The following is a 14,472-nucleotide window of genomic DNA, read 5'->3' as shown; positions in this document are numbered from 1 at the left end:
CTTGAAGCAATCGGAAGTGGTTCCAAGAAAAGCCTCTAAGCTTCAGTCATACGAGACCGTACCGCAAACCGACACAGGTGGGCGAGATGAGTATTCTAAGGCGCTTGAGAGAACTCGGGAGAAGGAACTCGGCAAATTGGTACCGTAACTTCGGGAAAAGGTACGCCCTTGTAGTTTGACCACTTTACTGTGGAAGGATGAACGGGTTGCAATAAACTGGTGGCTGCGACTGTTTAATAAAAACACAGCACTCTGCAAACACGAAAGTGGACGTATAGGGTGTGACGCCTGCCCGGTGCTGGAAGATTAAATGATGGGGTGCAAGCTCTTGATTGAAGTCCCAGTAAACGGCGGCCGTAACTATAACGGTCCTAAGGTAGCGAAATTCCTTGTCGGGTAAGTTCCGACCTGCACGAATGGCGTAACGATGGCCACACTGTCTCCTCCCGAGACTCAGCGAAGTTGAAATGTTTGTGATGATGCAATCTACCCGCGGCTAGACGGAAAGACCCCATGAACCTTTACTGTAGCTTTGCATTGGACTTTGAACCAATCTGTGTAGGATAGGTGGGAGGCTTTGAAGCGGGGACGCCAGTTCTCGTGGAGCCATCCTTGAAATACCACCCTGGTTTGTTTGAGGTTCTAACCTTGGTCCGTTATCCGGATCGGGGACAGTGCATGGTAGGCAGTTTGACTGGGGCGGTCTCCTCCTAAAGCGTAACGGAGGAGTTCGAAGGTACGCTAATTACGGTCGGACATCGTGATGATAGTGCAATGGCATAAGCGTGCTTAACTGCGAGACCGACAAGTCGAGCAGGTACGAAAGTAGGACATAGTGATCCGGTGGTTCTGTATGGAAGGGCCATCGCTCAACGGATAAAAGGTACTCTGGGGATAACAGGCTGATTCCTCCCAAGAGTTCATATCGACGGGGGAGTTTGGCACCTCGATGTCGGCTCATCACATCCTGGGGCTGTAGCCGGTCCCAAGGGTATGGCTGTTCGCCATTTAAAGTGGTACGTGAGCTGGGTTTAAAACGTCGTGAGACAGTTTGGTCCCTATCTGCCGTGGGCGTTGGAAATTTGAAGGGGGCTGCTCCTAGTACGAGAGGACCGGAGTGGACGAACCTCTGGTGTACCGGTTGTCACGCCAGTGGCATTGCCGGGTAGCTAAGTTCGGAAGAGATAACCGCTGAAAGCATCTAAGCGGGAAACTTGCCTTGAGATGAGATTTCCCGGAGCCTTGAGCTCCTTGAAGGGTCGTTCGAGACCAGGACGTTGATAGGCTGGGTGTGGAAGTGCAGTAATGCATTAAGCTAACCAGTACTAATTGCCCGTACGGCTTGTCCCTATAACCTTGGTAGGTATAGGAAAGTCGAGAATACAGCGCACGTTTGTTGATACTCGCTACCCAAAACACAAAAAACTACTTCTTCCAGATTCAGAGTTCTTTGCCGAATGGCAAAAAACTCGTACAAGTCAAAGCCTGATGACCATAGCAAGTCGGTCCCACCCCTTCCCATCCCGAACAGGACCGTGAAACGACTTTGCGCCGATGATAGTGCTGCAACCAGTGTGAAAGTAGGTTATCGTCAGGCTAGTTATAAAGAAAAAGCCCGCTAGTGAACTAGCGGGCTTTTTTTCGTCTTGATCAAAACCCCACCAGGGCAAGAATCCGCAACGCGGATCCGGCGGTGGGGTTTTTGCTTTGTGCAAAGCAGAGCCCACTCGCTCGGATCCACACCGTGGATCCTCACCTGAGTGGGCTTTTTTGCCTCCATACGCCTACCCCACCCGTTCAGATGCGCACTGCGCATCTTCACTTCTGGTGGGTTTTTTTGCGTTTACATCGTCAATGACGCGGACAGGCATCGCATCGAGCAGGCCTTGATTGCGACCCCGTCGCTGGCCATGAAAAAAGCGGAGCCAAGGCTCCGCAGTTTTATTCACGTCGAGACGTCACCTTACCGGTGCCGCCCTCATAAAGCCTGACTGGGCCAGTTACACGCCCCACAGCACGTCGGTCTGCTCGTCGCGGGCCGAACGCAGCATTTCCAGCAGCGGGTAGGCGCGCGTCGAGAAGGTCACGAGCTCGATCGGTTCATGGTCGTTGTCTTCGGTTTCGCCATGGTGGGCATGGACATCGCGCTCGACCTGTTCCGACACCTGGTGCTTGCGGCTTTCTTCGATTTCGCCTTCGAGCAGCGCGACTGCGCGCGGCGCCTCGGCCGCGGTGATGACGCCGCGTTCCAGATCCTTGTGCAGCAGGTCGAGGATGCGCTTGGCATGCTCCTGGTACATCAAGACCTCAGGATAGGACTTGCATTTGAATGTAAGCAACATAGCTGTTCCAATCGTCTGTTAATGACTAAACGATAACACGACTTGGTAACGCGGTCATCCTGCGCACGTTCTCAGCGCTATGCCCGTCGCGAAAACCAGGCCACGGCAAGGGTCAGCAGCGTACTTGCAAACGCGACGGCTGCGCCGATGAGCACCGTACTGGACGGCTCACCGGTCGCCACCGATACCAGGCTCCACGCTAACCCGCCCCAGGCCAGGCCGTTGAGCACCTCGAGCATCGACCGGAGGAAGTCGCCCTTGCCGCGCGTCGTGAAATCGCCGCGCGAGGCAGGCCGTCCGCACCAGTGAACGATGACGGCGGCAGCGCATACCCCGCCGCAAACGGTGAAACTTGCCAGCAAGCCGGCCACAGGGGCGCGCATCACGAGCCACAATAGCGGAATCGAGATAATCGCCAGCGACGGCATAACGGCCGCTGCCAGCTTGGCCAGGCGGACGGTACGCGCCGCGGCCGGGGCCGAGCGCAGCAGGTCGGGCGCGTCCTCCGCCGACACGGTAATCCAGGCCAGCGAGGCAGTCAGTGAGCTGCACAGCAGCGTCAGGCCTGCGGCGAGCGCAGGCAACTGGATCTCACTGCGCCGGAAGACAATCAAGCACAGCGGCAGCAGGTAGATCAGCTGCAGCGCCACCTGCGAGATCAGGTGCGGATCGCGGACGATCAGCCGCCATTCCTTGCGCACGACGGTGTCGAACAGGCTGCGGCCGAAGCGGTAGCGCACACCGCCCTCCGGCGCGCGCGTGGCGCGGCTGGACGATGCGGCTTGCTGGAGCCCATGCACGAAAAAGCGATGCGTGCGCCCGGCAGTGAACATGAAGGCCGCAATCGCCACCAGCACCGTGCCTAGTACCGGCAGCGGGTCCCCCAGCAGCGCGCGCCCCGGCAGCCAGAGCGGACTCGCCGCGCCGAGCAGGCCGCCCGCCGAGAAAGCCTGCGCGAAGGCGGCGGCGGCCTCGGTTTCCATCGTCTGCGAATAATGCGAGAACACCTGCGACAGGATGAACAACAGCGCGCCGGCCAGCGCGCCGATCACCTGCGCGACCACGCGCGTGCGCCGTGCTCCGAGCACCCGCACCAGGCCAAGCGTCAGCAGCATGGCGGCGCAGGCGATGATGGTGGCGCTAGCCAGGATGACCGGGTACACCGCCAGCCAGCGGGTGTGGCCGAGCACCGCGCTCATGTGCGCGAAGGGCGCGAGGAAGAACAGGTAAAGGGCGGCCGTGCCGGCAGCCACCGTCGCGAGGCGGACCGTGAAGATGCTGCGCGAGGGCAGGGGCGAGGATAGCAGCAGGTCGAGATCGCCGCGCTCGAACAGCACCAGCACGCTGGACTTCAGGGCGCTGGAGAGCATGAAGGTCATGCAGCCGAACAGCAGCGCGGTGACCGCGACCAGCACGCGCGGATCGGCCGCATCGATGCCTGCGGTGCGCGACACGACGAAGAAGGCCGCGACGTGCAGCACCAGCCATGCCAGCCCGAGGGCGGCCAGCCCGCCCGTTCCGGGCCGGCGCGGCGCCGCTTTCGGCTTGCCGGAGGCCGCGTTGTACCAGAACAGCCGGATCTCGTGCCGGGCCAGCCAGGCGATGCTGCCGGGTGCGCCCATCATGGCTGCGCGGTCAGCTGCAGGAACACGTCCTCCAAACTCGCGCCGCTGGTGCGCTCGCGCAGTTCGTCGAGCGTGCCTTCGGCGATCAGGCGGCCCTGCTGGATGATGCCGATGCGCTGGGCCAGGCGTTCCGCCACTTCCAGGATATGGGTGGTCAGGATCACCGTGCCGCCTTTCGCGACGTGCGACAGCAGCAGGTCTTTCACCTGGCGCGCGGCGCCGGCATCCAGGCCGGTGAGTGGCTCGTCCAGGATCAGCAGTTCGGGCTCATGGATCAGCGCCCCGGCCAGCGCCAGCTTCTGCTTCATGCCACGCGAGAAGCCCTCGGCCAGTTCGTGTGCATGCTGGTCCAGGTCCAGCCAGTCGAGCAGGGCGCGTGCCCGCGTTTCGGCAGCGGCGGCGTCCACGCCCCACAAGCCGGCGACGAATTCCAGGTATTCGGTCGGCTTGAGCTTCCCATACAACATGGGGTCGTCGGGCAGGTAGGCCAGGCGGCGCTTGGCTTCCTGCGGCGTCGAGGCCAGGTCGATGCCAAGTACCTCGATGCTGCCGGCATCCGGCGCCACCAGCCCGGCCACCATGCGCAGCGTGGTCGTCTTGCCGGCGCCGTTGGGGCCGAGCAGGGCATACAGTTCGCCACGCCTGACCGTCAGGTCCAAGCCGTCGACTGCGGGACGGCCGTAGGACTTGTGCAATCCGGCGATGCGCAGGGCAGGGGCGAGATCGTCTTTCATATGCCGTCCTCCGTCACTGTGGCGCGAACGAGGTGAGGAACTGCTCGGTTTGCTCGGCTGGCATGGCGTCCGGCCTGCCCATCACGATCACCTGGTAGACCCGCGCTCCTTTTGCCGTGAACCGTCCCACCAGCCGCACCGGTGCGCCATTCCCCTTGCCGGTCGCGTCGACGTCCAGCGCCGCACCGGGTTTCGCGGCCGCAGTGCCGGCCGCGCTCTCGACCGCGCCGATATTGCGCAGCAGTGCCTGGCGCATCGCCGGCAGCGTCGCCTGCGCCAGTGCCGCGTCGGGTGCCAGGGCGGTGCCGACCGCGAAGGTAGTGCCGTTGACGTCGGCGGCAGTCATGGTCATGTCGACCCGTATCCCGCCCAGGTCGATGCTACGGGTATGGATTGCAGGCTTTGATGGGAACTGCACCCGGAATGTACCGTCGCTGCTGGTATGGTCGCGCCAGTTATATGGTGGATGGCATGCCGCAAGCACTGCGCACACGACAACCAGCAACGGACACAAGATAGTAGATATTCGCATTCCGGGATGATAGCAGCCGCGGCGCCCATGCACGACGATTAGTTACTCCATGGATAGCGATACACATAAGGGTCTTAAACATTCTCTCGAAGCCAGAAGCCACTTGTTATCCCTTTAGGAAGAGGAATGGTAGATTTTTCCCGATTTTGAATAAGCCATGTGAATCCCAAACAACAGCCCACAAACAATTAGTTACAAAAGTTAGAACCGCAGGCGTATTATATTTACATGCCTTTACAAATAATTCTATAAAATACTAACCGGAAATAATTTATTTTTTGAAACAGTGTATTTATAAATAAATAATAAAAAAATTAGGTTGCCAAAACGGGGGCGTCAATGAACAAGTCATCAGACAGGGTTTTGCTCGCGCCAAAAAAACGTGAGTTCTTCAAATTAGGTGCTGTAGCAGGCATTTCCGGTTATCTCGCATCCCACGCCATCGAAGCGAGTGGAAAGGATATTAAACCACCGGCAACCAAGCCTTATCTCGAGCCGCTGCCCGTCTATGGCCCGAAGCTGGAGGCAGTCGTGGTCGACCCCTTGCCGCAGGAGTATCCGCATCCGGATGAAGCAGGACGCGACCCCCACCAGGGCTGGGACCACTGGCCTCCCCAGAAGACCTACATCATGGAGGTCAAAGAGGCGTGGCACTCGTTCCATCCGCACTTGCGCCCGCAGAAAATCTGGGGCTACGACGGTATACTCCCCGGACCGACCATCGTCGCCCGTGAGGGAGAGCCGATTATTGTGCGTTATGTGAATCTGCTGGAACCCGACGCCAGCAGCTTCGGTTCACCCGAGATATCGACCCACCTCCATAACGGCCACGCCGCATCTGAAAGCGACGGTTTTGCCGGCAACTACTTCAGTCCCACCAAGGCTGGACCAACACTGTCGCGGCCTGGGAAATATTACGACTGCCTGTATACCAACTGTTATGCCGGATACGATAAATGGCCGGATACGGATGGCGACTCGCGTGAGGGATTAGGCACCTTGTGGTATCACGACCACCGAGAGCATTTTACCGCCGCTAACGTTTATAAAGGCCTGGCAGGCTTTTATCTGATATTCGACCACATCGATTCCGGGGACGAGGACGATCCCTCGGACACGGCATTGCGTTTGCCCAGCGGCGTCGGCGTATATGACATCCCGCTCATTATCCAGGACCAGATGTTCGATGCGAGCGGCACGCGGATATTCAACCAGTTCGATACCGATGGTTTCTTGGGAAATAAGATTGCCTTGAATGGAAAGATCGCTCCATTCTTCGAAGTGGCAAGGCGGAAATACCGATTCCGGGTGCTCAACGGCAGCGTTGCGCGTTTTTATCACCTATCCATCCGGCATAAGGGAATCGACCTGCCGTTCCAGGTAATTGCCAACGATGGCAACCTGCTGCCGGCCGCAGTTCCCATGACCTCGTTCGGCCTTGCGCCGGCCGAGCGGATCGATATCGTGGTCGATTTCTCGGCGGCGCCGATCGCTATCGGCGACGAACTGTTCCTTATCGACCGCATTCGCCAGGACAAAGGCCGCGGACCGGAGACCCTGCTCAGCGCCACTGGTAGTCCCATCATGCGCTTCAACGTCGACCGCGATGAAGCTGACAACAGCCGGGTGCCGCCGCTCCTGCGCGAACTGCCGCCCATGGACCTCAAATCGGTACGTCAGAAACGGCACTTCGAATTCGAGCGGTTCAACGGGGTATGGGAAATCAACGGCAAGACCTTCGATGTGGAAAAGCCCGTCTTCAAGGTCAAGCGCGGCGCTGCGGAGATCTGGACCCTCGAAGGGAAGGGCAGCTGGCACCACCCGATCCATATTCATATGGAGGAGGCCCGCATCCTGTCGCGCAGCGGGAAGCCGCCGCCGCCGCACGAGGCCGGCCGCAAGGATGTCATCGTCCTCAAGCCCGGTGAGACCGTCAAGGTGTTCATACAGTTCCGAGATTTTGTCGGCAAGTACATGATGCACTGCCATAACACGATCCATGAAGACCACGCGATGATGCTGCGTTTCGACGTCGAAGAATAATCGGCGCGATACACCAAACCAGGAGAAAGCAATGGAGAGGCGATTGATGTTATCGGTCCTCGGCGGAGCCGCGCTTGGCGCCACCGAGCGCCTGCAGGCGGCAGTCGTGCGCAAGCAGCAGGCACATCCTTATTTTCCCGACTCGGTCCTCCAGGACCACAGCGGGAAGAGCGTGCGCTTCTATACCGACCTGCTGAAAGGGAAGGTCGTGGTCATCAACATGATGTACACGGTCTGTACCCGCATCTGCCCGACCAACATTGCCCGCTTGCGTGAAGTGCAGGCGCAGCTCGGCAAGCGTAGCGGCCAGGATGTCCACCTGTATTCACTGACCCTGCGGCCCGATATCGACTCCCCTGAGGCGCTGGCCGCCTATGCCAGGCAGTTCGATACCGCCCCCGGCTGGTCCTTCCTCACGGGGGATCCGCAAGAGATGGATGTAATCCGCCGAAGGCTCGGCTTCTACGATGCAGACCCGGTAGCTGACGCCGACATTGCCAATCATACGGGCGCCCTGCGCCTTGGGAATGTCGATCGCGACCGCTGGCTGATGATGCCAAACAGGACTGTGGCGACCCAGGTCGTCAAGGCCATCGATAACCTGATGTGATGGATCCCATGTTCCTGTCCTGGCACCGCGCCTCGCCCGGCGCGTAAACGATTTAACCCCAGTAAGGTTATCCGCCATCCGGTCCGTCCGGTCACGGCCCCCTTACGTCTGTTGTATTCGACTTTTTGTGTAGAGGAGATGCGCGTTTGCGAAAGAAACACCGTTTGTCTGACCAAAGAACAATGCCACGCAGCCCGGGAGAGGCGGCGCGACGACAACCATAAGGGGAGTGCGAAAAATGACGAGCTCACATCCGCAGTACGGCTTCAATGTCACGCTGGACGACCTGAACTTCATCCTGAAGCAAATCAAGCTGGCGGAAGCGAGCGTCAATCCAGTCACTGGGGCGATGCAGAACCTGCCAGGCCTGGTGGGGAGTCCGCTGCTCCCCTGGGGCCTGCGTACGGTGGATGGCTCGTGGAACAACCTGCTCCCGGGGATGGAGCGTTCGGGCGCGGCCGATGAAATCATGCCGCGCCTGGTGCCTGCGGAATTCATGTCCGCCGAAGGCAAGCCCAAGTATTTCTACGGGCCGCAGGATACACAGGCCGGCCCGATCACCAGCTATGCCCAGTCCACCCCCGGCAATGTGGTGTTCGACTCCACGCCGCGCCTGATCAGCAACCTGATCGTCGACCAGAGCGACCGCAATCCCGCCGCCGTCAAGGCTGCCGAAGACCGGGCGGAAATCAGTACCTATCCCGGCCAGGACACGGTGGTCGACGACAACGGCACCCTGTATATCCCGAACCTTTCGCCGGACATCGGCCTGTCGCCGCCGTTCAACGGGGTCATGGCCTTGTTCGGCCAGTTCTTCGACCACGGGCTGGACCTGATTACCAAGGGCGGCGGCACCGTCTTCATGCCGCTCGACCCGCAAGACCCGCTCTACGAGCCAGGCGGTCACACGAATTTCATGGTCCTGTCGCGCGCGGCGAACACGATGCTGCCCGGCGCCGACGGCATGCCGGGGACCGCTGACGACGTCCGCGGCCATACCAATACAACGACGCCTTTCATCGACCAGAACCAGACCTATACCTCGCATCCTTCGCACCAGGTATTCCTGCGCGAGTACTCGATGATCGACGGTGAGCCGGTCTCGACCGGCAAGCTGCTGTCGGGTGCATTCGGCGAAGGCAACTGGGGCGAGGTCAAGGCGCAGGCCGCTGCCAAGCTCGGCATCCGGCTCACTGACGACGATGTATTCGATGTGCCGCTGATGGCAACTGACCCCTATGGCAACATCCTGCGCGGGGCCAAGGGATTTGCCCAGATCGTGACCTCCACCGGGCTGGTAGAGGGAGATCCGGCGGCCAATGGCGGGCTCGGCGTGACGATCCCGGAAAATACCATCCGCACGGGGCACCAGTTCCTGATCGACGTGGCGCACTCGGCCGCACCGGGATTCTACGACCACGACCATAATCCCGGCACGCCGAAGTTGAAGCTGCAGGCCGACATCGACACAACGCCCGGCAGCGCCAGTGCCAGCGCGCCCCCCGGCTATTACGACAACGAACTGCTGGACCGCCACTTCGCCACCGGCGACGGCCGCGGCAACGAAAACATCGGCCTGACGGCCATCCACTCGGTTTTTCATTCCGAGCACAACCGGCTGGTCGACCAGTACAAGGAAACGATCCTCGCCAGCGGCGACCTGGCCATGCTCAACGAGTGGCTGGCGGTGGACGTCACCGCGATCCCAAGCAGCGCGAGCGCCATCGCTTCCCTGCAGTGGGACGGCGAGCGGCTGTTCCAGGCCGGCCGCTTCGTGAACGAGATGCAATACCAGCACCTGGTCTTTGAAGAATTTGCCCGTGCCGTGCAGCCGAGTATCGACCCGTTCATCTTCTCGCATTCGGCCGACATCAACCCGGCGATCATGGAAGAGTTCGCAAACGTGGTGTACCGCTTCGGGCATTCGATGCTGACCGAGACCGTGTCCCGGCTCGACGGCGACCTCAACAATGAGGACATCGGCCTGATCCAGGCCTTCCTCAATCCGGTCGAATTCAACCGGGAGGGCGGCAAGGAAGGCGAAGCGACGGCGATTGCGGACATCATTCGCGGCATGTCGCGCCAGGTCGGCAATGAGATCGACGAGTTCGTTACCGGGGCGCTGCGCAATAACCTGGTCGGCCTGCCGCTCGACCTGGCCGCGCTGAACATCGCACGCGGACGCGACACCGGCGAGCCCAGCTTCAACGAAGCGCGCGCGGCTTTCTACGAGATGACCGGCGACGCCCAGCTCAAGCCCTATACCAGCTGGGCCGACTTCGCCCCGCACCTGAAGAACCCCGCATCGATCATCAACTTCATTGCCTCGTACGGCAAGCACGGCACCATTACCAGCGAATCCACGCTGGCCGGCAAGCGTGCCGCGGCAACGCTGCTGGTCATGAACGACATCGACATCAGCGGCGATTCGGAGAAGGAAAAAGCGCCCGAGGACCGGCTCGATTTCCTGAACGGCACCGGCGCCTGGAAAGGCATCGAAACCGGCCTGAACGACGTCGACTTCTGGATTGGCGGCCTGGCCGAGGCCAAGCTCGAATTCGGGGGCATGCTCGCGCCGACCTTCAACTTCGTCTTCGAAGCGCAGATGGAAAAGCTGCAAAACGGCGACCGCTTCTACTACCTGAGCCGGACCCAGGGCCAGAACCTGCTCAACGAGCTGGAACAAAACCTGTTCTCCAAGATGGTCATGCGCAACAGCGACCTGGGCGAAGCCGGCACCACCACCCACCTGCCAGCCCTGCTGTTCAGTACGCCGAGCTATATCCTGGAGATGGACCAGGCCAACCAGCGCACCGGCATCGCGGTACAGGGCAGTTCCATCCTGAACGGCGATCCGACCCGCAATAACGACGTCCTGAATGCGATCAATTCCCTGGTCACGCGCGTCGCTCCGGGCGCCGACGTCAACGGCGACGGTTATGCCGATGGCGGTGTGCTCAGCTACGCGTACGATGGTCCCGATCACGTCGTACTGGGCGGCACGCAGGGCAACGACACCCTGACGGGCGGACGGGGGATGGACACCCTGTGGGGCGACGGCGGCAACGACCGCCTGGACGGCGGTGACGAGGCCGACCAAGTGCATGGCGGTGACGGCGACGACATCATCACCGACCACGGCACCCCGTCGGGCGCGGCCGATTTCCTGCGCGGCGATGCCGGCAACGACGTGATCAGCAACGGCGCCGGCAACGACATCGTGTTCGGCGGCACCGGGCAGGACTTCTTCATCGTTGGCCCCGACTTTACCGAAATTTTCGCCGGCGAGGGCAATGACTTCCTCCTTGGCGGCAATGGCTCGGATGTCCTGATGGGCAATGAAGGCGACGACTGGATCGAAGGCGGGGAGGGATTCGACGGACTGTCCGGCGAGAACTCCGAGCTGTTCTTCAACAGCGCCGTCATCGGCCACGACGTGCTCAACGGACAGGGCAACGACACCGACTATGACGGCGAGTCGGGCAACGACATCATGGTCCAGGGCCCGGGTATCCAGCGCAGCAACGGCATGCTGGGCTTCGACTGGGGCATCCACAAGGGCGACCCGGTGGGCGCCAATTCCGACCTTGGCATCGCCATCTTCAACCAGCAGGACCAGTTCATCTTGCGCGACCGCTTCGACTCGGTCGAGGCCTTGTCCGGCTGGAAGTACGACGACGTGCTCACCGGCACCATCCGCCCTACCGGCACCGCCGGCGAGCCGGGCGGCATCCTGAACGGTCCACTGTCGGACAGCAAGCTGCTGCAAAAGCACGTGCCCCTGATCGCCGGGTTCCAGCAGCTGCTCGGCGTGGCTGCCGTGGCCGATGGCGAAGCGGTCGTATTCAATCCGGTCAACGGCGCGGACATCCTCATTGGCGGCAACGGCAATGACCGTTTCATCGGCAAGGCCGGCGACGACCTGATCGATGGCGACGCCTGGCTGAACGTGCGCGTCAGCGTGCGTGACCGTCAAAACCCGGACAATGAAATCCGTTCGGTCGAGAGTATCAACGAGCTCAAGACGGACATGCTGAACGGGACGATCAATCCGGGCCAGCTCCGGATCATCCGGGAGATCATCACCGATGCGTCCGCCAAGAGCGACACCGACACGGCCGTCTACTCCGACCTGTACGCCAACTACGACCTGACCCGCAACGCCGACGGCACCTGGACCGTCGCCCACCTGCGCGGCACCCTGGCTGACGGCACCGACAAGATCCGCAACATCGAGCTGCTGCAATTTGCCGACCACCTGGTGAACCTGACCGGCGAGCCGACCATCAGCGATGGCACCCCGCTCGAAGGCCAGGTGCTGACGGCGCTGCCGGGCACGATCGCCCTGTTCAGTGGCATCCAGGAATCCGCGATTGCCTTCCAGTGGCAGAGCGCCAGCGGCGGCGCCTATGCGGATATCGCCGGCGCCACCGGGGCCACCTTCACTCCCACGCAGGCGCATGTCGGCATGACCCTGCGCGTCGTTGCCAAATTCACCGACAGCGCGGGCCTGGTGCGCACCGTCACCTCGGCGCCCACCAAGGGGATCGGCGACCTGGTCACGGGCGACAACCTGGCCAATACGCTGGGCGGCACGGCCAACAACGACCGGCTGGTGGGCCTGAACGGCAACGATACGCTCAATGGCGGTGCGGGCGCCGACGAGATGATCGGCGGCGCGAACAACGACGCCTACACCGTCGACAACACCGGCGATGTGGTCACCGAGCTGGCCGGCGGGGGAACCGACATCATCTATACGACGCTCACCAGCTTCGCACTCGACGAGCTTGGCAATGTCGAGAACCTTCAGTTCATTGGCAGCGGCAATTTCACCGGGCGCGGCACGTCGGCGGCCAACATGCTCACTGGCGGCTCCGGCAACGACACGCTCGACGGCGGCGCCGGCGCCGACCGGCTCACCGGCAACGTCGGCGACGACACCTACGTGGTGTCGGATGTGGGCGACCTCGTGATCGAAGGGCTTGGTGCGGGCAACGACACCGTCAATACCAGCCTGGCGACCTATACGCTGGCAAACAATGTCGAGATCCTGCGCTACACCGGTGAGGGCAACTTCACCGGTACCGGCAATGCCAGCGCCAACCTGATCGTCGCCGGGGCCGGGAACGACGTCCTCAACGGCGGCAATGGCAACGACGAGTTGCGCAGCGGAGCCGGCAATGACCGTCTCAATGGCGGCACCGGCGATGACGTTCTGTTCGGCGGCATCGGTGACGACACGCTCGATGGCGGCACGGGTGTTGACCGCATGACGGGCAGCAACGGCGACGATACCTATGTGGTCGACAGCGTGGGCGACGTCATCACCGAATTGCTGGGCGAGGGCGACGATACCGTGCGCACCACGCTGGCCAACTATGTGCTGGCCGCCGACCTGGAAAACCTGGTTTACACCGGCACCCAGGCCTTCACCGGGACGGGTAATGCACAGAACAACCGGATCGCAGGCGGCGCTGGCGCCGACATCCTCAACGGCGGCGCCGGCATTGACCACCTCACCGGCGGCGCGGGCAACGATACCTACCTTGTCGACGAGTCGCTCGATGCGGTGGTGGAACTGGCCGGCGGGGGAACCGACCTGGTCAAGACCACCCTGGCCAGCTATGCGCTGTTCGACCACGTCGAGAACCTGACCTATACCGGCAACCTTGACTTCTTTGGCGAGGGCAACAGTCTCGCCAACGTCCTCACCGGTTCCACCGGGGCCGACACGCTCGACGGCAAGGAAGGCGCCGACACCATGGCCGGCAGTGGCGGCGCCGATATTTATATCGTCGACAATACCGCGGACGTGATCATCGAGGCTGCCGGTGCCGGCCTGGATACCGTCAAGGCAAGCGCACTGGCCTACACGCTGGGCAACCATGTCGACAACCTGGTCTTTACCGGGACGGGCAATTTCATCGGCACCGGCAACAACCTGGCCAACCGGATCACGGGCGGCGCGGGCAACGACGTGCTCGATGGCGGCACCGGCACCGACACGCTCATCGGCGGCAAGGGCGACGACACCTACAAGGTCAATCACGCGTCCGACATCGTGCAGGAAGAAGAAGGCGAGGGCATCGATACCGTCCAGTCGACGGCACCCGGCTACACGCTGGGCCTCAACCTCGAGAACCTGGTGCAGACAGGCGCCGCTGCGGTGCTGACCGGTAATGCACTGGATAACTTCCTGTCTGGCGGGATCGGCAATGACACACTGCGCGGCATGGACGGCAACGACCGCCTCGATGGCGGCGCCGGCGACGACATCCTGATGGGCCAGGGAGGTGATGACATTTTTGTATTTACTCAGTATGCTTTCGGTGCAGACACAATTTCCGGATTCGATGCCAACCCGGACGGCGGCCAGGACCTGATCGACCTGAGCGCCCTGGGCATCACGGCTGCCAATTTCGACGCGAAAGTGGTCATGACCACCTTTGGGTCGGACCTGAGCATCCAGATCGTCGGCGGAGGCACGATGACCTTGCAAAACGTGGCGGGCGGTTCGGTGACGATGGCTGATTTTATTCTTGGAGGGTGAAGGGCCGTTCTTGTATGGAGCACTTGCAGCAGA

Annotated in this window: 7 protein-coding genes and 2 rRNA genes (1 of these 9 only partly in view); 5 read left to right on the top strand and 4 right to left on the bottom strand. The window is 61.3% G+C overall.

Annotated features, from left to right (window positions below; translation table 11 throughout):
* A 23S ribosomal RNA gene (locus HGB41_RS17035) occupies positions 1-1,350 on the top strand; it begins 1,257 nt to the left of the window's first position.
* 134 nt (positions 1,351-1,484) lie between these two features.
* A 5S ribosomal RNA gene (gene rrf / locus HGB41_RS17030) occupies positions 1,485-1,597 on the top strand.
* 403 nt (positions 1,598-2,000) lie between these two features.
* Here the strand turns inward: rrf and HGB41_RS17025 are convergent.
* From HGB41_RS17025 to HGB41_RS17010, 4 genes are all read right to left on the bottom strand, one after another.
* On the bottom strand, positions 2,001-2,342 hold the full coding sequence (locus tag HGB41_RS17025; protein WP_171086609.1) for a DUF1840 domain-containing protein: 342 nt from the start codon (positions 2,340-2,342) through the stop codon (positions 2,001-2,003).
* Between the two features lie 77 nt (positions 2,343-2,419).
* Positions 2,420-3,967, bottom strand: coding sequence for a hypothetical protein (locus HGB41_RS17020; protein WP_171086607.1), 1,548 nt, complete (start codon positions 3,965-3,967; stop codon positions 2,420-2,422).
* Complete coding sequence (locus tag HGB41_RS17015; protein ID WP_171086605.1) at positions 3,964-4,701, bottom strand: ABC transporter ATP-binding protein; 738 nt, start codon at positions 4,699-4,701, stop codon at positions 3,964-3,966. Before HGB41_RS17015 ends, HGB41_RS17020 begins: the two co-directional genes overlap by 4 nt.
* Positions 4,702-4,714: 13 nt before the next feature.
* Complete coding sequence (locus HGB41_RS17010) at positions 4,715-5,053, bottom strand: hypothetical protein (protein ID WP_229423083.1); 339 nt, start codon at positions 5,051-5,053, stop codon at positions 4,715-4,717.
* Positions 5,054-5,572: 519 nt separating this feature from the next.
* Here HGB41_RS17010 and HGB41_RS17005 point away from each other — a divergent pair.
* The 3 genes from HGB41_RS17005 to HGB41_RS16995 all read left to right on the top strand — a co-directional run bounded on the left by HGB41_RS17005 (position 5,573) and on the right by HGB41_RS16995 (position 14,439).
* Entirely contained in the window at positions 5,573-7,276 is a 1,704-nt protein-coding gene (locus HGB41_RS17005; RefSeq protein WP_229423082.1) for a multicopper oxidase family protein, read from the top strand.
* 46 nt (positions 7,277-7,322) lie between these two features.
* Positions 7,323-7,886, top strand: coding sequence for an SCO family protein (locus HGB41_RS17000; RefSeq protein ID WP_229423081.1), 564 nt, complete (start codon positions 7,323-7,325; stop codon positions 7,884-7,886).
* Positions 7,887-8,124: 238 nt separating this feature from the next.
* Complete coding sequence (locus HGB41_RS16995) at positions 8,125-14,439, top strand: peroxidase family protein (RefSeq protein WP_171086599.1); 6,315 nt, start codon at positions 8,125-8,127, stop codon at positions 14,437-14,439.
* The last annotated feature ends 33 nt before the right edge of the window (positions 14,440-14,472 follow it).

It is taken from the genome of Telluria aromaticivorans (genome assembly GCF_013003915.1).
Classification (GTDB): Bacteria; Pseudomonadota; Gammaproteobacteria; order Burkholderiales; family Burkholderiaceae_D; genus Telluria; species Telluria aromaticivorans.
This window is presented reverse-complemented; position numbering and strand designations above follow the sequence as displayed.